The following is an 18,937-nucleotide window of genomic DNA, read 5'->3' as shown; positions in this document are numbered from 1 at the left end:
AATGGAAGATAGACAAAACAGACTTTTTCTCGCTTTAATTTTATCCATGGGAGTTTGGTTTTTAGTAACCTATTACTTCAACCCAGAAGCGGGAAAACCTAAACAACAGAAAACCGAACAAACAACCGCTACCGAAAATAAGGAAAACGTAAAACAAGAAACTAAGCCTGAGCAAAAGCAACAGGCAGTTCCGGTTACGAATTCCAAAGATGTAAGAACGATCACCCTCAAAACAGAGGCTCATATCGCAGTTCTTTCAAGCCTGGGAGGAAGGATCGAAAAATTCTATATTCGAAATTATAAGAATATAGAAGGAACCGAGATCAATATCACCAGAGCTGATTTTCAAGAGATCGAAGTAGAAGGTGAGAAGATCAAGGCAATCGAACTTTCCAGAGGAAAAGGTTTCGATTTCAACTTCTCTCATAGAAAAGAAGATGCTGCCACTTCCGAATGGAATCATATCAACTTCAAAGCGGAAGAAAATAAGGAAGAAGGAACGGTAACGTTCTCCGCTACAAAAGACGGAGTCCTTCTCAAAAAAGTGTATCGATTCTTCCCTCATGAAAATTATTTCAAAACCGAAATTTCAATTACCAATCTTGGGAAAGAAAAACTTTATTTCGGGGATAGAGACAAACCTGCATACTTAAGAACATTCGGGAGTCTTGGACCTCTTCCTTTGGAAAGAGAAGCAACCACTCAGGAACTTTCTAAATTTTTCCGCGTGTATAGAATGGACGGAAGCGAGAAAGACTTCGCTGACGGTGGAGACGCTTGGGGATTCTGGGAAGGGATCCGTAATTTCTTCTTCGGGCCTCCGAACGGAAACGAATTCTATAAAGATGTTTGGAGCACTGGAGAAGGAGTGGATTACTCCGGAACAGGAAGCCGTTATTTCTTAGCGGTATCCGACACTTTAAATCATCCGGCAGAAGGAATTCTATTAGATAATAGAAAGAAAAACGAGACAGGAACTGTTCTCGCTTATTCTTCTATCACTGTCGATGCAGGAAAAGAAGAAACTCTTGAATTCGCAAACTACGTAGGGATCAGAGAATGGGATGGAATGTTATTCCGTGATCCTAAATTGGATCCTTTCAAAAATCCTAAATCCGCGTTTGCAGGTTTAAGTGCGGACCTGAATAAATCCTTTAACCAAGGTATTTTTACTCCGATCCGAAACGGGATCGTTTGGTTCTTACAACAATCTTATAAATACACGATCCCAAGCTACGGCTTCGGTATCCTTCTATTCGCTTTAGTATTCAAATTAGTATTCTATCCGCTCAACCAAAAGCAGGCAGAAGCTATGAAGAAGATGAGCGCTCTTTCTCCCGAACTCAAAAAGATAAACGAGAAATACGCGAAGGATCCTGAAAAACGCCAAGAGAAGATGTTGGAACTTTATAAAAAGCATAATATGAATCCTCTCTCTCAATTGGGCGGATGTCTTCCTATGCTGATCCAGCTTCCTATCTTCTTTGCATTATATGTTGCGTTTGCGGATACGATAGATCTTTGGAAATCTCCTTTCCTTTGGATTTCCGATTTGAGCGAACCTGATTTTATCTGGACTTCTCCTGCGATCCCTTTTATCGCTGCTGCGGGAGTTTCCATTAACTTGTTGGTATTATTGATGGTGGGCACTCAGTTCCTTTCTATGAAGCTGACTTCCGTTCAGACGGACCCTAACCAAAAAATGATGATGTATTTGATGCCGGTAATGATGGTATTCTTCCTCTGGAGTATGCCGTCCGGACTGACATTGTATTGGACTGTGACTAACGTTCTTTCCATCGCTCAACAATGGGTGACTAATATCCGTAAAAAAGACGGAACACCCGTAAAAGTCTGAATTCATATATCGAGGATACGATATGGAAAACTATATTTTCGAAGCCGAAGGTAAAACAAAAGCCGAGGCGGAAGAAGTTGCTTTAGAAACCTTAAGACTGGAACCGGGAGACATTCGTTTCGAAACTGTCGAATCCGGTAAATCAGGCTTTTTAGGTTTAACACAAAAAAAACCGGCAGTAGTAAGAGCATTTGTTTCTAACTACGATATTCCGGCGGAAAAAATCATCCACGGTGTGGTCTTAACTCTTCTTCGTAAGATGGGAGTGGAAGCAGAAGTGGTAGGAATGGGAGACGTAGACGGTAAGATTTATATCGAACTTACCAGCCGCGAATCCGGACTGATCATCGGAAAGAGAGGAGCGACCTTAGACGCTCTACAATTTTTGGTGAACTTAATGGTGGATTCAAAGATCCGTCACGGTCGTAAGATCGTTCTGGATACCGAATCTTATAGAGATAAAAGAGAATTATCTCTGATCCGTTTAAGTAAGTCTGTCGCTTCTTCCGTCGCAAAATCCGGTAAATCCAAATTGCTCGAACCAATGAACCCTTTCGAAAGAAGGATCGTTCATATGGCTTTGCAAGAAAACGAAAAAGTTTTCACCAGATCGGAAGGAAATGGAACTTACAAAAAAGTTCGGATCATTCCGATGAAAGACAGACATAAGTACAAAGACGTCGTCGAAAAAAGCCCTAACGGGGACTTACTCGAGGAAGTAAACGACTACTGATCGGTCGTGGCTGATACAATTGCAGCTATTTCAACAGCTTCCGGAGCCGGTGCGATCGGCATCCTGCGGATTTCCGGACCGGAAGCTCTTTCCATTGCTTACAAGCATTTAGCTTTCCAAGAAGATTCTTTTCCAATCTCTGCAATCAAACCTAGATTCGCTTACACTTGTCGTTTTATAGACGGGGAGAAGAAACTAGACCAAGTCGTTTTCTTATACTTCTCTTCTCCTCATACATTTACTGGAGAAGATCTATGCGAGATCCATACTCATGGAAATCCGATCTTACTCAGGGAAGCTTTGGAATGTTTGTTTAAATCGGGAGCAAGACCTGCAAAACAAGGTGAGTTCACTAAAAGAGCATTCTTAAACGGTAAAATAGATCTGAATGAAGCGGAAGCGATCGGAAGGATCATAGGTGCTCGTTCCAGATTCGAATTGGAGCTGGCTCAAAAAAACGCATTCGGAGAAATTTCTCGCCTTGCCTCAAATCTTAGAAGCCAATTGATCTCGCTTAAAGCGGAATGCGAAGCAGAGATCGATTTCTCGACAGAAGATCTTACCTTTGAATCTTTCGAAGAAAGAAAAAAAAGGATCCGTTCTATCGCGGATATTTGTTCCAATCTTCTTCGAAAGTCCAGCGAGACGGAAACACTTTTGGAAAGAAGTAGAGTCGTCTTATATGGAGAACCGAATACAGGAAAATCCAGTTTGATGAATCTGATCTTAGGAAGAGACAGATCCATCATCTCTGAAATTCCGGGAACTACTAGAGATTATATCAGTGAGGATTTTCTTCTTTCCGGAATTCCGATCCGACTAGTCGACACTGCGGGTGTTAGAGAGACCGGAGACAAGATCGAAAAGATGGGAATCGAAAGAAGTGAGAAAGAATTTTCCCAAGCCGATGTCAGGCTTTTTGTGATCGATGTTTCTCAAAAAACGGATTGGGAAAAATTCACAGAAGAGAATCGTTCTAAATTGGAAGGAGCGATTGTCGCAGCAAATAAATCGGATATAAGAGATCCGAGTTGGAACTCCGACATCATCTCGCAAAAAAATTACCCTGGAACCGTTCTAGTCGAAGTTTCCTGCAAATCCAAACAAGGATTGGATGTTCTAATTTCAGAAGTCTCTAAAAAACTTCAGGGATTAGAAAGTTCGGAAGATTATGTCCTTTTGGAAGAAAGGAATCGATTTCATTTTTCTTCTATCACTCGTAGCCTAGAGAATTGCCTGATCCTTATGGAAGAACAGGCTCCAGCGGAAATTTATATCAAAGAGATAGATTCCGCATTGGATCAAATCGGTGAAGTGAACGGAAGAGTCGATACTGAGGAGATTTTAGGAAGAATTTTCAGTAAATTTTGCGTAGGAAAATAATTCTTAAGCTAAAATGGTTCGGTTGCCCCGGGTGTATTTGAAAATTGAAAGTAAATCCGTATAGAGTCCTAGCTGTTTCAGAATTAGGATAGAATCTAGGCCCGATCACCAAAAAATTGGTTTTATCATATGAGAGAAAAATCCCTCGAATATCATTCCCTTCATCCAAAGGGTAAAATACAAGTTGTTCCGACAAAACCGACTCGAGATTCCTTCGACCTATCCTTAGCGTACTCTCCTGGGGTCGCCTATCCTTGCCTTGAGATCAAAGAAAATCCTGACATGGTCTATGAATATACCAACAAAGGAAATTTGGTCGGGATCATCACAAACGGAACCGCTGTCTTAGGGCTGGGAGATATTGGCCCCGCAGCTGGAAAACCGGTTATGGAAGGAAAAGCAGTACTATTCAAAAAATTCGCTGGGATTGACGTCTACGATATTGAGATCGATGCTAAAGATCCGGAAGAATTCGTAAAAGCAGTTAAGATGTTAGAGCCTACTTTCGGTGGGATCAACCTGGAAGATATCAAGGCTCCTGAAAGTTTTTATATAGAAGAAGAACTCATCAAAAGGATGAATATCCCGGTATTCCATGACGACCAACATGGAACTGCGATCATCACAGTTGCGGGATTATTAAACGCATTCGAGATCAATAAAAAACGTCCAAGCGATGTTAAACTTGTGGTTTGTGGAGCAGGAGCTGCCGGGATCGCGATCGCAGAACTCGTACAACATATCGGCATCAGAAAAGAACATATCTTCTTAGTAGATACTAAAGGTGTGATCCATTCCGAAAGAACTGACTTGAATTCTACCAAACAGAAATTCGTTCAGAAAACGAACGCTCGAACTCTTGCTGATGTTATGCAAGACGCGGATATCTTCGTGGGCGTTTCCGTGGCGGATATGGTGACCGAAGAGATGGTCAAGTCCATGGCCCCAAATCCGGTCATATTCGCATTAGCAAATCCTGATCCTGAAATTCCTTATGCAGTCGCTAAAAAAGTCCGCCCTGATATCATCATGGGAACCGGAAGAAGCGATATGCCGAACCAGGTGAATAATGTTCTTGGATTTCCATTCATCTTCAGAGGTGCTCTGGATGTTCGTGCAAAACATATTACTCTAGAAATGAAGCTGGCTGCTGCAAGAGCACTTGCGGAACTCGCAAGATTGGATGTTCCGGATGCAGTTAGTCTTGCATACGGCGGAGAGAAGTTTGTGTTCGGACCGGATTATCTGATCCCGAAACCATTTGACCAACGGGTTCTGTATCATGTTGCTCCTGCGGTCGCAGAAGCTGCAGTCCAAAGTGGGACGGCAAGAAGACCTTATCCAGGTAGGGAAAATTATATCTCTTTCCTCGAAGGCCTGATGCGTTCTTAATTCGATTCGGGATTCCTTAGAATTTAGCGTCTAATCCTTAGAACCCGCTCAAGAAAGCGGGGTTTTGTTTCCGAAAATATATACAAGTAGGTCTACTCGTACAAAGACCAAATTCAGATCGGAGCAAAGGGAAGATTTATGCCCGAAACGGAAAGTAATTCCACGCCCCCGGCTTCGAATCCGCTCTCGGAAGAGGGTGTTATACCTGCAGATAGGGTCGATCTGATCCCTGAAGAAGAACTTCGAAATCTTCTATTACAAACCGCTCCAAAAGCGATGAGAGATTTGGATCTGATCGAAAAGGGTGTAGAAAACTTCTTCTTATTTAATTATTCTCCGTTCGCTTTAGCAAAGTTCGAACAACTCCAATTTCTAAAACCTGCAGATCTAAAATATTTCGAAGATAAAAACGGATTCGTTCTCTATCAGTATTTATTCGTTTCTGAAGAAACAAAAGAACTAGGGCTTGCAAATGTTGCGATCCGTCCTGCATCCAGAAGAGCAGACCAGATCCAAAAGATCAAGTCTGCATGTTTAGCTCAATCGGCTGCGTCATTTTTACAGTTTATAGTCCGAAGAGATATCAATCTCGCGGAGAGAAGGTCTGCCGGAGAATTAAGAGACTGGGTCATTCGCCAATATTTGAATACGGATGAGAAGGGAAATCTTTTGGATTTCCAAGATTCTAAAAATCTTCCGTACTCCATGAGAAATACTAAAACCCTTTCTGTGGAATCTTTTCTACTAAGGAATTTTAAGATCAGAGAAGATATATTAACTTCTTTGATCTCTCTATTAAGCAAGAAACCTGGAGAGATCGTCCAGTTCTTGGGTCAGATCAAAGCAAATCCGGACGCTTTGCTTGCGTTGGACAAAAGAGGATCAAGGCCACCTTTACTAAGACTTCATTTGGAATTCCATGTGATACAACCTTCTTTGGAAGAGCTTGTAGGAGATACTTCCATAGATTCCAAAAAGAAGAATGCAAATGAAGAAACGGAATTAGAAATTGTTTTCGAATTATTCATAGGTTTATCCAGAAAAATTCTGATGTCTCTTCTTCCTGGAGAACAGGCAGGTTGGATCCGACCTTCTGGACTCGAGCAAGGCGAAGATTTTTTAAGAGAGTTATCCAAACACCCTGCATTTACTTCCGGAAAAACTTGGGAAGGCTCGGATATCTTCCTACAATCATTCGAAGTCTTATTAGGATCCATGGATTCTCTTTCTACTTTAAGAAAAGAGTCTTTGATCAATTTAGCATTTAGCGATATCGTAATTCGTATTCGAGAGTCTAAAGAACCGATCCTTGTGGATTTGGCCGCGATCAAAATTAAGGATTCTTCCATCCAAGCTGCGGGACTTTCCAAAACCGAAGTCCTGGATCAGATACTCGAAAGATTTAAAACAAGAAACGATATTCTAACCCGTGAAAAAGTTACGGGGAATTCTCCAGGTATCGTAGCATTAGCTTTAGAAAACGTAGTCTCTTCTTTCCTTACAAATAAAGAGAGAAGAACATCGATCCACACTCTGATCCGAAAGAACGGGCAGCCGAAGGGAATTTATGCTTTCTTAAAGGATGTCGTGGAAGGAACGGATTCGGAAATCGTAATAGACGAACAGATCCGTCTTTCAAAAGCGATTGCGGATTGGGAAAAGGATAACGAAAAACAAAGGCTTAAGGCGATCCAAGATTCCAAGTCCTTCATTGTAAAATTATTAGAATGGTTGCTTGGACTTTTCGGGGTTAACTTTTCCCCTCCTACAAGCAAGAAGGATATAGAACCTTCTGACGAGTATTCATCTTCTAAACAAGGTAAAAAGACCCCATCTTCTTCCGGTGCTAAAACTTCTGCAGAGCCTGAGAAAGAGCCTCTTAAAAAGAAAAAGTCTTTGGGAGTTCTTATGGGACCTAAGGAGAAATCCACTTTGATCCCAGCCAAAGTCCAAAAATCCATAGATTATGTGGATCGTAGGAACAATGGAATTATCTGGTTGGATGAAGTAGTGAATGCTACTTCTTCTCCGGAATTCGGAAAAGACAAAGTAGCCGACCTTATGTATTATGACCAGAAGCGGAGATATATCGAGATTCGATCTATGAATTCTATCCGGCATGTGTTTATCCGGAAAGAATTAGAATCCGATTCCGCCTGGTTGGATTCTACCTTGGAATATTTGGAGAATGTCACCGCCAAAAAACCGGAATTTGCAGCATTAGCAGATACTCTCCGCAAGTTCCGAGACGAGTGATTGAATACCGAGTTTTCCCGAAACTTCTGATTCGAATTTAGTAAGATCCAACCCGATCAATTCATAATTATTGAACGGAGGATTCATGAAAACTAGGATCGAAACCGATTCCATGGGAGAAATCGCAGTAGACGATTCCAAATATTGGGGCGCTCAAACCGAAAGATCTCTTCACCACTTTCATATTGGAAACGATCGTTTCCCAAGGGAAATGATACGAGCACTCGGAGTTCTAAAAAAATCCGCAGCGATCGTAAACGCTCAACTCGGACTTTTGACAGACGAGAAAAAAAATCTGATCGTACAAGCTGCAGACGAAGTGATCTCCGGAAAACTGGATGAACATTTTCCTTTAAGTGTTTGGCAAACAGGTTCCGGAACTCAAACGAATATGAACTCTAACGAGGTCATTTCAAATCGTGCGATCGAGATTGCCGGTGGAACAAAAGGTTCTAAAAAGCCGATCCATCCGAACGACGATGTGAATAAGGCTCAATCTTCCAACGATACTTTTCCTACAGCAATGCATATCGCTGCTGCGGAACAATTGGTGAATAAACTTCTTCCTGCATTGGAACAATTAAAAGAAACTCTGAAGAAAAAATCCTCTGAGTTTACTGACATTATCAAGATCGGAAGAACTCACTTACAAGACGCGACTCCTCTGACTTTAGGCCAGGAATTCTCCGGTTATGTAAAACAATTGGAGTACAATATTGAAAGAGTGAAGTCTGTTCTTCCTTCCGTATATAGACTCGCTTTAGGCGGGACTGCTGTAGGAACAGGATTGAACACTCATCCTGAGTTTGCTTTAAAAGCTGCTGCTCAGATCGCAAAAGAAACAGGACTTCCTTTTACTTCTGCTGAGAATAAATTCGAAGCTCTTGCAGCTCATGATTCTTTGGTGGAAACTCATGGTGTATTAAAAACGATCGCAGCTTCTTTTATGAAAATCGCGAACGATGTTCGCTGGCTTTCTTCCGGACCAAGATGTGGGATCGGTGAGATCTCTATTCCGGAAAACGAGCCCGGGTCTTCTATCATGCCGGGAAAAGTGAATCCGACCCAGTCAGAACAAATGACTATGGTTGCTTCTCAAGTAATTGCAAACGATGTTGCGGTGAATATCGGTGGAGCATCCGGAAATTTCGAGCTGAATGTTTTCAAACCTCTGATCATCCATAATGTTCTGAACTCTATCAGACTATTGGCTGACTCTGCAGTTTCTTTCGAAGAACATTGTGCAAGAGGGATCGAGCCGAACAAAGATAAGATCAAAGAACATTTGAAGAACAGTTTGATGCTTGTGACTGCGCTAAACCCTTATATCGGCTATGATAATGCGGCGAAGATCGCAAAGAACGCTCACAAAAAAGGAACTAGTTTGAAAGAGTCCGGGATCGAGCTCGGCTTATTAACTTCAGAGCAGTTTGATCAGTGGGTTCTTCCTGAGAAGATGATCTCTCCGAGTGTGGATTGATTCTAAAAGATCTTTCGGATCATTCCTGAAGATATAAAAAAAGGGCGGTCAATCACCGCCCTTTTTAATTCAAATCGATACCCTAACGATTAAGGTTGGACCGACACAAATTTGAAGGTAACTCTGCGGTTTTTAGGATCTTTTGCATCCAATCCGGAAACTGGAGAAGAAGAACCTGCACTTTTCACAACGATACGTGCTGCAGGAATTCCTTGTTTTACTAAGGATTGTTTAACCGCTTTTGCACGAATTTCTCCGTAGAAAACGTTTCCTTTTTTGTCGCCTTCAGCTTCTTCAGGACCTACTTGGTCAGTGTGTCCAGTGATCTCTAAAGCCCAAGAATCAGGAAGTTTGGAAATTCCGTCTTTAAGAACAGAGATATTTACTTTTGCCCACTCGCTGAAATCGCCAGCGCTAACGTCTGCTTTTTTGTAGCTGAAACCAGGACGAGTAATTCCGTCTGGATAGCGGAAATCTTTAATTTGATTATTGATAGCGTCTGCAGGAGAGTCTACATTGACGTTACGAGAAGCTGCTGAATTTTGTTCTGATCCAGGCTCTGGAGCAGCTTGGTCTTTGCTATCTCCGGAAGAGCAGAGTGCTAATGAAAAAACCGTTGCACCAATGAGCAGGATATTGAGAATTTTTTTTACCATTTTGTATTCCTTCCTTGATTAGGGTAGGGGTGATTTCGATGAATTTATCCAAAATATACCTATTCTCACAAAATGGGAAATCTTTTTTAAACCTCCGTCCGGTAGAGGCTCGCTTTCCTAACTCTTATATTTCTCAGGAGAACCTATTATGAATCTGGAACTTCATGCCGAAGTTAACGCCGACTTGGAGGGATCCAGACTTGATCGATTTTTAAAGGATTATTTAGGAGATGAGATCTCCAGAGCATCCATCCAACATTGGATCGATTCAGGTTGGGTAAAAGACGGAGAAGGAAAAATTATCCTGAAATCATCCTACAAGGTCAGTCCTGGTGAAAACTTTCATATCTCTGTACCGCCCAAACCTCCTCTGAACTTAACTCCGATCAAGATGGATCTAGAGATCTTAAAGGAAACCAAGGATTATTTGATCATTCGTAAGCCAGCAGGGATTGCCTCTCATAGTGGTCCAGGAGATAGATCTGCTACACTGGTTAACGGTTTATTGTACAAGTTTAAAGAACTTTCCAGTGTCGGAGGAGAAGCAAGGCCGGGAATCGTGCATCGATTGGATAAACCTACGGAAGGGATTATGCTAGTTGCAAAGAATGATATCGCTCATGCAAAACTTTCAGAGTTGTTCAGAAGAAGAAATATTACTAAAAAATATTTAGCCTGGGTCCAAGGAACTTTGCCTGAGGGAGAAGGAACGATCGATCAGCCGATTGGAAGACATCCAGTAGAAAGGCTCAAGATGACTGTAACTCCTAAAGGAAGAGCTTCGGTGACACATTACCAAATCCTTAAAACAGCCGTTTCTAAGAACGGAAGAAAGTTCTCATTGGTTGAGGCGGATCTGGAAACCGGAAGAACTCATCAGATCAGAGTTCATTTTCAAAGTTTGAGAAGTCCGGTTGTAGGAGATTTACTCTATTCCAGAAATGCCGCTCTCTTTCAAAACTACGGACTTTTATTACTTTCTTATTGGTTGGAATTTATTGACCCTTTTACCAAAGAAGAAGTGAAGGTAGTTCTAGATCTTCCGGAAAGGTTCATAAATTTTGAGAATAATTTGGAGAATTTCTGAAATTCTTTTCCTTGAAAAATTGAATTTTCGGAAAGAATTCTCGGTCGAATCATCCAAGGAGTTTTCAGTTTTATCTATATGGAAGAAGATAAGATAGAGAAGATTAAAGAAGGTTTTTGGCCTAAAGTTAAGAAGGTTGCTGGTAAGGTTCCTTTCCTTGCGGATGCGATCTCTCTTTATTATGCGATGTTGGATCCTTCTACACCTCTTAAGGCAAAACTTACGATTGCAGGTGCACTTGCATATTTTCTGACTCCTTTTGATGCGATCCCGGACGTGTTCTTTGGTTTAGGATATATAGACGATGCAAGTGTGGTTGCCGCAGTACTAAGTGCAGCTTCTATCTACGTTAAAGAAGAGCATAAGAAGAAGGCTTCCGATTTTCTAAATTCGAATTATGGCGATACCAATTCGGGGGAGAAGTCGGAAAAATAGGCCCTTCCATCGAGGTTACTTCTTTACCTTCTTACCTCTATTATAAAACTTGAGCTCAAGAGAATTATTGAACTTCTCCAATCATGAGCTACGAAAACGAAATCAAACTTAGATACCAACATTTTTTAAACTTCATTCCGAACGTCTCTGAGTTTCTAACAAAAACTCATGAAAGAGAAGACTTACAAATTACCTTCAAGGGAACGATCGAATCGGATCTTGTAACCATAGCTGACAAAGGATCGGAAGAACTAATCGTTTCCGAAATTCGAAAAGCATTTCCTAACGATCATATCTTAGGGGAAGAAGGAACTAACTACGAGGGAAATACACAGTTCAAATGGATCATCGATCCTTTGGATGGGACCGTAAATTATTCGCATCGAATTCCGTTGTATTGCTGTTGTATCGGATTGGAAGATATAGAAAAAAAATCCGTTGTGATGGGGATCGTTCCGATGCCTGCACTCGGGACAGTATATCATGCAATGCTTGGTGGTGGGGCATTTAAGGATAAAACTCCGATTAAGGTTACACAAACTAAAGAGATGAAAAAAGCGCTTCTCTGTACAGGGTTTCCTTATGATAGAGAAGAGAAGATCGATCGCTTGATGTTCAATCTTAGAAATTTTATTTTAAGATCTAGAGGTGTTCGAAGAACTGGATCCGCTGGTTTGGATATTTGCTGGGTTGCGGAAGGTAAGTTTGACGCATTTTGGGAAGAAGATCTGAAACCTTGGGACATGACCGCGGCTGCAGCCATTTTGCAAGAAGCTGGCGGTAAATTAAGCACTTACGCCAATAACACATTTCATCCTTATGTGAATAATCTAATCGCTTCCAATGGTGTTCTTCACGAAAGAATGGTCGAGATCTTGGAAGAATTTTTAGATCTTCCTTAAAGATCATTTCACAGATAAAACGAAACTTTCGTTTCCCCCAAAATACCTCGTCCCAAATTGGATCTATGAACTGGATCCAATTGGTGCTCGCAGGATTTTTCGAAGTCGGATTTACAACATGTATGAAACTTTCCGACGGTTTTAAGGACTGGAAATATAGTTTAGGTTTTTTGTTTTTTTCTATCCTAAGTTTCTATTTTTTAAATAAGGCAACTCAGGGAATTTCTCTCGGAACCGCTTATGCTGTATGGACCGGGATTGGGGCCGCGGGAACTGCAATTATCGGTATTCTTTTTTTTGGAGATTCGATCAATCTTTGGAGGGTGTTCTTTCTTTCTACATTGATCCTTTCGGTGATCGGATTAAAATTTTTGGGGGGAGAATAGTTTACTCCGAATATCTTCTCCGAATACATCTTTCCACAATATGAGCGATCTTCTTTTCTACAATATCTGGATTGAAGTTCGCTTGCACGTAACGTTTTCCATTCGAACCCATTTCTTCTCTTTCTTTAGAATGATTGACTAGATACTCTGCCACTGCACAAAAGCTGTCCAGGTCTGAATAAAAAAGCCCGCCATTACTTCGGATACAATGTCCTTTTAATACGTCCGATCTTCCGTTTACTAGGATCGCTTTTCCTCGGGTCCATGCTTCCATAATTATGATGGAAAAACTTTCCATAGGGGAAGGATTGATCAATATGTCGGAAGATTTGAGAAGTTCGTTCTTTTCTTCTTCGCTTACAAAGCCTAAGGAAGAAACATGCGGGAATTTTAATAATTTCTGCATGAGCTTAATATCTCCTCTTCCCGCGAGGATCAGTTTGTCGTTTCGACTGCTTTTTCTTTGCCAATCGGAAAAAAACTGTGCCATCTCCAACACGCCTTTCCCTTCATCGATCCTTCCTACATAAAGAAATTGAAAAGGATCGGAGCCGACTTTTTGGATCTGTTTTTTGATCTCGGGTTCTTCCGGGATTTCCAAATGCATTCCGATCACATTTCCAAGACTCGGTTCATATCCGTATAATTTGTGAAAGAGTTCTTTTTCTTCCGGAGTATTAAAACAGTAAGCTGAATCATCTTTGAATAAGTTGGAATAAACCGAAAGTTTAGCAGGAGGTTCGTCATGCAATGTAGGAATAACTACGGATTTTTTTGCGACTAAAGGAAGACCGTAAACCATCGGATAATAAAGATAAGATACGAATACGAATACGTCGTAATCTCTTTCGTTTGTTTCGATATATTGGATCAAATCAGGACAATAAGGACCTTGCATATCCACCCAGATCCTTTCTTTCTCTTCTTGGGATTTGAATTTGTTTTTTCCGAATTCAGAGTTTCTAAAAAGTTTCTCCGAGAATTTATTAAACTTAGAAATATCTCTTTCCTTATCTACGGAAAATCTAAGTATTCGGATCCGATTTCCTTCTTCCGGTTCGAGCCATTCTCTGCTTACTTTTTTTTCCAGATCCTTACCAAGCAAAACCGGTTCAAGATCTTTAACAGCAATCTGGTTTTTCCAAGTGATATAATCCAGAGAGCGGCTGGCAAGGACGGTAACCTCATAAAACTTAGAGAGTATTAAGGTATATTGATAGATTAATTTTTCGGAACCTCCCGAAATATGGTCCGAAAAAATAGGGGTAACCACCGCGAGTCTTCTACGAGAGTTGAGCAAGGACCGGCCTCAATACGGTTTCAGGATTGATCTGGGAGAATGTGGACAAACGTTTTCTTTGGGTTTCTAAAATTTTATCTTTTAGATCTTTATCGGTCACTATTCTATGAGCTAATTCCACGATCATATCCATTCGTTTTTCATTAAATAGGATCCCTGCACCTGAAAGTGTTTCACCGACGGCGCCTCCATCGAACGCAAGGATCGGGATATTATGGACCATGGCTTCCAATAAAGGCACGCAAAATCCTTCATGTTCACTCATAGATACGAATAGGTCGCAAGTCTGGTACATGGATTTCAATTCTTCATCAGATAAAAAATCCGTGATGATAACATTTCTTCTCAATTTATAAAAATCAAGCATACGTTCCAGCTCTTCTCTATACAAGTACAGCTCTTTGGAACTAAAACCCACCATAAATAATTGGAATTCGGGGCCGTAGGTTTTTAGATAATGGAATGCAAATCGGATCAGGTCGTCTTGCTTTTTGTTCGGAGTGATCCTACCTACGAATAGAAAACGAGGGATATTCGATTTGTTTTTCAGAGGGATCTCTTTAATTTGTTTTCCTTGAGGAAGTTGATAGGTGATCGGAAGCAAACCTACATTTTCGAAGCCGATCTCTAAAAGTTCCGATCTATTAAATTCTGAAACAGCAAATACTTTATCGAACTTATCTCGTAAAGATTCGAGTTCCTCTCTTCCTTTTCGGAGTAGATACGTGAGTTTTAGATCGTATTTTTCGAAAAAATGACCGGGAGTCACATTATGATATATTAAGATTTTAGAATTTTTATTCTTAAGTAGCGTTTCGAGAACTTCCGAATGGATGGAATGATGATATACAAGTATGTCGCTATTTTTGGAAGAATAGGCCTTGTACTTTTTTACAAAAGTATCCGTGCCTGGCCCTGTATTTTCCGCAAAAATTTCGGAAGAATATCCGATCCGTTTGAAAACAGATCGTAAGGAATTCATTTCGTTCGAAATTGCATCTCCTATATTAAAGCCTGCGGCAAACTGATGCACACCCTTTCTACTGAAAATCATGAGGCAATCGCCTCTTTGAATGTAAATATTTGTTTTAAGACCCTTCCGTACGGCATGGAGTCGTAATCCATACATACTTCTCTTCTTTTCGCAGAAGCGAAATGTCCGTCTATTGGCCTTGCAGAAGATTGAGATTCCAAAATATAATGGATCCACTCGGATAGTTTTTCCAAATTATTCAGATCTTTCTTTCGGAACAAATATCCTGCTCCTTTTAAAGTTTCAGGAACTGCAGTGCAAGCGTAGGCGAATACGGGAAGATCATAACTTAATGCTTCTACTAAAGGTATCCCGAAACCTTCATGTTCGCTCATACTAATGTAAGCGTCCATTTCTTCCCAAAATCTAGGAAGTTCCGAGTCTTGAACTCCCATTCGGAATTGTATATTTCCACCGATCCCTAATTCCCGGACCATTTGTTTTAAGTTATTAAAATACGTTTCAAAAATTCCGGGCACATTTCCGATCAAAAGAATTCTATATTTAGGATCTATCCTTTTTAAAAAGTAAGCGAGAAGGATCAGATCTTCTATTTTTTTGCTCGGGACTAATCTTCCCACATACCCTAAAGTATGACCGTTTTTGGAACTCCTTCGTTCTCCCTTCCATCCGTATTTTCGTACTATGGGAAGGACTTTAGAATTGGTGATATTCAGATCTTCTAAATTGGAGGCACTGTATTTGGAGCTGGAAAGAAAACATTCCGAAAATCTTTTTAGTTTATGTAATTCTAATATGGATTTTTTGTAATCCAACTCGAAACCTCTAAAAATTTCGGAACTCACAAATGGTTTAAAAAATTTAGGGGGAGTGATGTTCTGGTAACGGATGAATTTTTTTCCGGGAAAAGAAATAAAGGGGTCTATCGGATATCCTGAACCGCCGTATTCCAAAATATGCACTGAATCAGAAGATAATTTCTCTTCTTGAGATAGATCGTCTATTCTTAAGGTTGGAATGGAACCGTCGCTTAAGTCATTCTCACAAACGATCTTAGTTTCTATCCCGGAAGAATTTAGAACTTCTTTCAGGCCTTTGATGTCATTGCCGATACCGTCTTTATCTCTAAATTCGGAAATATGAATGTAGGCGTTCATTTTCTGAAACTGAATACGGAGAAGCCGTCTCCGACTTTGGTATCTACTATATTCTTAAAACCTAATTTATGTAGAAATTCCCTAAAGGAAGATTCGCTGATCTGGGTCAGAAGCACTGGCTGGAATGGAGAAGCCATTCTATTGGAATAATTAGAATATCTAAATAAGAACTCTGTCCCAGGGTTAGTTTTAGCAGCTAGACTTCTAAATAGTTTTTCTAAGACCCAGTTAGGTAAAAGACAAAGATTTGAACTGGAAATTATCTTAGAAGGAAGAGGGGATTCTGGAAGTATCTCTTCGAAAGAAAGGAACTGGATCGAATTTGTAATATGTTCTTTGATATAAGAATATTGAGGTTCATTCCATGTGATCGCTTTAAAATCAATCTGGGATTTTAGTAATTGTTTTAGGAATTTTCCCCATTCGGGATTGATTGCGAGGACGGAATCTCCAGGATTCAATCTGGAAAGGATCACTGTTTCGCTTTCTTCTAGCGATTCTTCTTCGTATAAAAATTCATTGGACCATACGAATTCGGGATGTATCTTTCTTTTTAAAGAATAGTTCAGTTCTACAAATTCATTATAAAATTTTTCGAACTTACGTTTTAACTTCTCGTGATCTCCTCTGAGAAGAATGAGTTCATTTAAGACGCTATAAAATGCCCTGGTCCTATTTTCGGAAAGTTTTTTGTCTAAGAATGCATACAGTTCAATCAGTTTGATGAAGAACCATCTAATTGGACCACGAATGTATTTGAATTTTGGATTAGTGAATTTAGGAGGAGAGATCCCTTTTTCGAATAAATGTGCAGTTTCCGCAGCATCAAATTCACGATATCCTTCCGGAGATTGAGGAGAAAATTTCCAACGGGAAAGTCTTTCTAATTCTTCCTTGGATACTGGGCGTCTAGCAAGCCTGGATTCTATTTCTTCCATGAGCTCGCGGACATTGACCGAGCTGTCCTTGATTTCTATAATGTCTGAAGATCTTTCTTCCATGAGGGCCCGGACTTTTATTCGATTGTTTTTTTCTTATTCGACAAAACAATCGTATTTTTACTTCGATTTCCGTTAGGAAGGGCATTCTATTTAATAATACGCCCGATCCGATCCATTCCTGAAATCGAGACCTTTGTTATACGACTTGTAAACGACCGATTTTAGGACAGATTCGAACTATATTCATGAAATACTTGGTTACCGGGGCAGAAGGTTTTGTAGGATCTTATTTGGTCCAAGAGCTTATTAAAGAAGAGGGGGCTGAATTACTTGGAATAGGGATGAACCCTAAAAATGCGATTTTTTCCTATCCATATCAAGTCGCAGATATCCGAGATATAGGATCTCTTTTAAAAGTTTTTGATTCTTATAGCCCGGACGTAATCTTTCATTTAGCCGGTCAGACATTCGTTCCTAGGGCTATTGAAAATCCTGAAGAAACTTTACTGATCAATGTTGCCGGGACCTTGAATATTCTGGAATGTTTCAGAAGATCCGAAAAAAAAATTAAGATTATATATGTGTCCTCTTCCGAAGTTTATGGGAACATAAAAGAAGAACAACTTCCTGTTTCGGAAACGTTACTTCCAAGCCCGGTAAATCCGTATGCTTCTTCCAAATTAGCTGCCGAAACCTATTGTCTTCAATATTCTCATTCATATAAGAATATAGAAACGATAGTAACAAGACCGTTCAATCATATCGGGGTTGGTCAGAATCCGAATTTTGTAGTTCCGAATTTCTGCAAACAGGTCTTAGAGAGTATTTCTAAAAATACTTCCTCTGAAATTTTAGTGGGAGATCTGACTCCGACTAGGGACTTTTTGCATGTGACAGACGTGGTCAAAGCATATCTTCTTCTTAGCAAAAAAGGAACTCCAGGAGAAATTTATAATATTTCTTCCGGAAGGGAGACTTCTATTTCTCAGGTTTTAGAATGGATCCTTGAATTTGCGGATTCAAAATTGGTTTCCAAACAAGATCAGTCCAGATTAAGACCGTCAGAAATGAAAAGGTCCTTGGGAGATAATTCCAAATTGAAAAGTTTAGGATGGATCCCAGGGATCACAGTCAAAGAAGCCGTTCGGGAAATTTTCGAACATATTCGAAAAACAGAATATTCTATTTAAATTACTGAACCTTTCCAGGTTTTTACTCCGCTTCCTTCTATCGGAAAAGGATTCCCTAAAAATTTTGGAGCTGTGTTCGTCAGATTCATATCGATCCAAGCGAGTGTTCTTGCAAAAAATTCCCTGAATCTACTTGCGGGGCCGCTGATATAAAGTCTTCTGTCGGACTCATATGATTGAAGATCCAATCCGATCTTCTTAGAAATAAAGGCCGCCCTTGGTTGATGAAATTTTTGGCTTACAAAAATTGCGTCTTTAACTTGGAAAATTTCCTTCGCTCTTACCAAAGTATCCAAAGTCCTGAAGCCCGCATGATCTACAAAAACATCTTTTTCATTCACTTCTCTTTCTAGAACGTAAAGTAACATCGGTTTTACTTCGTTATAATAACTTGTGCCATTATCACCCGAGAGAAGTATTTTACGCACCTTCCCTTGTTTATAAAGTTCGATCGCACAATCCAATCGGTCTTGCAAAACCGGAGAAGGAATTCCTTTATAAACCGAAGCTCCAGGAACGATCGCGACAGTGGCCGGTTTTAAGGATCTATAATTTCCCGCGTGGACACTTCTATTTTCGTAATCCCATTCGATGGAAAGATCGATGGATGCAGGGATCCCGATACAAATTGCCAAAAAAAGTAAAACCGCAAGTCTCCATTTTCTTTTGGGATTTGTTTCCTTTTCCATATTTTTTAGCCCGAAGTTCCTATCCCCTTGGGGAGAATACGTCTATGCAATCTGGTCGGAAAGGACTTTTCCTAGAGATTTCGGTATAAGAAGCAAAT

At 40.3% G+C, this 18,937-nt stretch carries 17 protein-coding genes; 11 read left to right on the top strand and 6 right to left on the bottom strand.

What is annotated here, in order from left to right; genetic code table 11:
• Position 1: 1 nt before the first annotated feature.
• From yidC to fumC, 6 genes are all read left to right on the top strand, one after another.
• Positions 2-1,858: a membrane protein insertase YidC gene (gene yidC / locus EHQ64_RS14040; RefSeq protein ID WP_135650231.1), complete on the top strand. Its 1,857-nt coding sequence runs from the start codon at positions 2-4 to the stop codon at positions 1,856-1,858.
• A gap of 22 nt (positions 1,859-1,880) precedes the next feature.
• Complete coding sequence (gene jag, locus EHQ64_RS14035) at positions 1,881-2,591, top strand: RNA-binding cell elongation regulator Jag/EloR (protein WP_135650229.1); 711 nt, start codon at positions 1,881-1,883, stop codon at positions 2,589-2,591.
• A 6-nt stretch (positions 2,592-2,597) separates the two neighbouring features.
• Positions 2,598-3,974 (top strand): tRNA uridine-5-carboxymethylaminomethyl(34) synthesis GTPase MnmE, encoded by a 1,377-nt coding sequence (gene mnmE, locus EHQ64_RS14030; protein WP_135650227.1) that lies wholly within the window; start codon positions 2,598-2,600, stop codon positions 3,972-3,974.
• A gap of 129 nt (positions 3,975-4,103) precedes the next feature.
• Entirely contained in the window at positions 4,104-5,366 is a 1,263-nt protein-coding gene (locus EHQ64_RS14025) for a malic enzyme-like NAD(P)-binding protein (protein WP_135650225.1), read from the top strand.
• A gap of 138 nt (positions 5,367-5,504) precedes the next feature.
• Positions 5,505-7,622 carry a hypothetical protein gene (locus tag EHQ64_RS14020; RefSeq protein WP_135650223.1) on the top strand — a complete coding sequence of 706 codons (2,118 nt, stop codon included), beginning with the start codon at positions 5,505-5,507 and terminating at the stop codon, positions 7,620-7,622.
• Positions 7,623-7,707: 85 nt separating this feature from the next.
• Positions 7,708-9,102 carry a class II fumarate hydratase gene (gene fumC / locus EHQ64_RS14015; protein WP_135650222.1) on the top strand — a complete coding sequence of 465 codons (1,395 nt, stop codon included), beginning with the start codon at positions 7,708-7,710 and terminating at the stop codon, positions 9,100-9,102.
• Positions 9,103-9,191: 89 nt separating this feature from the next.
• Here the strand turns inward: fumC and loa22 are convergent, their stop codons facing one another.
• Complete coding sequence (loa22, locus tag EHQ64_RS14010; protein ID WP_135650220.1) at positions 9,192-9,758, bottom strand: OmpA family outer membrane lipoprotein Loa22; 567 nt, start codon at positions 9,756-9,758, stop codon at positions 9,192-9,194.
• A 148-nt stretch (positions 9,759-9,906) separates the two neighbouring features.
• Here loa22 and EHQ64_RS14005 point away from each other — a divergent pair, with 148 nt between their 5' ends.
• The 4 genes from EHQ64_RS14005 (at position 9,907) to EHQ64_RS13990 (ending at position 12,568) form a co-directional block, all read left to right on the top strand.
• On the top strand, positions 9,907-10,845 hold the full coding sequence (locus EHQ64_RS14005; protein ID WP_135650218.1) for an RluA family pseudouridine synthase: 939 nt from the start codon (positions 9,907-9,909) through the stop codon (positions 10,843-10,845).
• 78 nt (positions 10,846-10,923) lie between these two features.
• On the top strand, positions 10,924-11,280 hold the full coding sequence (locus EHQ64_RS14000; RefSeq protein ID WP_135650216.1) for a YkvA family protein: 357 nt from the start codon (positions 10,924-10,926) through the stop codon (positions 11,278-11,280).
• A gap of 83 nt (positions 11,281-11,363) precedes the next feature.
• Positions 11,364-12,182: an inositol monophosphatase family protein gene (locus EHQ64_RS13995; protein ID WP_135650214.1), complete on the top strand. Its 819-nt coding sequence runs from the start codon at positions 11,364-11,366 to the stop codon at positions 12,180-12,182.
• Between the two features lie 65 nt (positions 12,183-12,247).
• Complete coding sequence (locus EHQ64_RS13990; protein WP_135650212.1) at positions 12,248-12,568, top strand: DMT family transporter; 321 nt, start codon at positions 12,248-12,250, stop codon at positions 12,566-12,568.
• Between the two features lies 1 nt (position 12,569).
• On the opposite strand, the gene EHQ64_RS13985 is transcribed toward EHQ64_RS13990, so the two are convergent.
• The 4 genes from EHQ64_RS13985 to EHQ64_RS13970 are packed head-to-tail and all read right to left on the bottom strand — an operon-like array spanning position 12,570 to position 17,020.
• Positions 12,570-13,841, bottom strand: a complete 1,272-nt coding sequence (locus EHQ64_RS13985; RefSeq protein ID WP_246048770.1) for a glycosyltransferase family 4 protein — start codon at positions 13,839-13,841, stop codon at positions 12,570-12,572.
• A gap of 10 nt (positions 13,842-13,851) precedes the next feature.
• Positions 13,852-14,922 carry a glycosyltransferase family 4 protein gene (locus tag EHQ64_RS13980; RefSeq protein WP_135650208.1) on the bottom strand — a complete coding sequence of 357 codons (1,071 nt, stop codon included), beginning with the start codon at positions 14,920-14,922 and terminating at the stop codon, positions 13,852-13,854.
• Positions 14,919-16,019: a glycosyltransferase gene (locus EHQ64_RS13975; protein WP_135650206.1), complete on the bottom strand. Its 1,101-nt coding sequence runs from the start codon at positions 16,017-16,019 to the stop codon at positions 14,919-14,921. Before EHQ64_RS13975 ends, EHQ64_RS13980 begins: the two co-directional genes overlap by 4 nt.
• Entirely contained in the window at positions 16,016-17,020 is a 1,005-nt protein-coding gene (locus EHQ64_RS13970) for an LIC_10202 family protein (protein WP_135650204.1), read from the bottom strand. The genes EHQ64_RS13975 and EHQ64_RS13970 overlap by 4 nt, the downstream gene beginning before the upstream one ends.
• 185 nt (positions 17,021-17,205) lie before the next feature.
• Here EHQ64_RS13970 and EHQ64_RS13965 point away from each other — a divergent pair, with 185 nt between their 5' ends.
• Positions 17,206-18,150: a GDP-mannose 4,6-dehydratase gene (locus EHQ64_RS13965; protein ID WP_135650202.1), complete on the top strand. Its 945-nt coding sequence runs from the start codon at positions 17,206-17,208 to the stop codon at positions 18,148-18,150.
• On the opposite strand, the gene EHQ64_RS13960 is transcribed toward EHQ64_RS13965, so the two are convergent.
• On the bottom strand, positions 18,147-18,839 hold the full coding sequence (locus tag EHQ64_RS13960) for a SanA/YdcF family protein (protein WP_135650200.1): 693 nt from the start codon (positions 18,837-18,839) through the stop codon (positions 18,147-18,149). The genes EHQ64_RS13965 and EHQ64_RS13960 overlap by 4 nt on opposite strands.
• Between the last annotated feature and the right edge of the window lie 98 nt (positions 18,840-18,937).

The organism is Leptospira sarikeiensis, from assembly GCF_004769615.1.
In the GTDB taxonomy this organism is placed as follows: domain Bacteria; phylum Spirochaetota; class Leptospiria; order Leptospirales; family Leptospiraceae; genus Leptospira_B; species Leptospira_B sarikeiensis.
This window is presented reverse-complemented; position numbering and strand designations above follow the sequence as displayed.

Coding starts and splice junctions, on each gene's coding strand:
- yidC (WP_135650231.1), top strand. CDS start 2: ATGGAAGATAGACAAAACAGACTTTTTCTCGCTTTAATTTTATCCATG.
- jag (WP_135650229.1), top strand. CDS start 1,881: ATGGAAAACTATATTTTCGAAGCCGAAGGTAAAACAAAAGCCGAGGCG.
- EHQ64_RS14025 (WP_135650225.1), top strand. CDS start 4,104: ATGAGAGAAAAATCCCTCGAATATCATTCCCTTCATCCAAAGGGTAAA.
- EHQ64_RS14020 (WP_135650223.1), top strand. CDS start 5,505: ATGCCCGAAACGGAAAGTAATTCCACGCCCCCGGCTTCGAATCCGCTC.
- fumC (WP_135650222.1), top strand. CDS start 7,708: ATGAAAACTAGGATCGAAACCGATTCCATGGGAGAAATCGCAGTAGAC.
- loa22 (WP_135650220.1), bottom strand. CDS start 9,758: ATGGTAAAAAAAATTCTCAATATCCTGCTCATTGGTGCAACGGTTTTT.
- EHQ64_RS14005 (WP_135650218.1), top strand. CDS start 9,907: ATGAATCTGGAACTTCATGCCGAAGTTAACGCCGACTTGGAGGGATCC.
- EHQ64_RS14000 (WP_135650216.1), top strand. CDS start 10,924: ATGGAAGAAGATAAGATAGAGAAGATTAAAGAAGGTTTTTGGCCTAAA.
- EHQ64_RS13995 (WP_135650214.1), top strand. CDS start 11,364: ATGAGCTACGAAAACGAAATCAAACTTAGATACCAACATTTTTTAAAC.
- EHQ64_RS13990 (WP_135650212.1), top strand. CDS start 12,248: ATGAACTGGATCCAATTGGTGCTCGCAGGATTTTTCGAAGTCGGATTT.
- EHQ64_RS13980 (WP_135650208.1), bottom strand. CDS start 14,922: ATGATTTTCAGTAGAAAGGGTGTGCATCAGTTTGCCGCAGGCTTTAAT.
- EHQ64_RS13975 (WP_135650206.1), bottom strand. CDS start 16,019: ATGAACGCCTACATTCATATTTCCGAATTTAGAGATAAAGACGGTATC.
- EHQ64_RS13970 (WP_135650204.1), bottom strand. CDS start 17,020: ATGGAAGAAAGATCTTCAGACATTATAGAAATCAAGGACAGCTCGGTC.
- EHQ64_RS13965 (WP_135650202.1), top strand. CDS start 17,206: ATGAAATACTTGGTTACCGGGGCAGAAGGTTTTGTAGGATCTTATTTG.
- EHQ64_RS13960 (WP_135650200.1), bottom strand. CDS start 18,839: ATGGAAAAGGAAACAAATCCCAAAAGAAAATGGAGACTTGCGGTTTTA.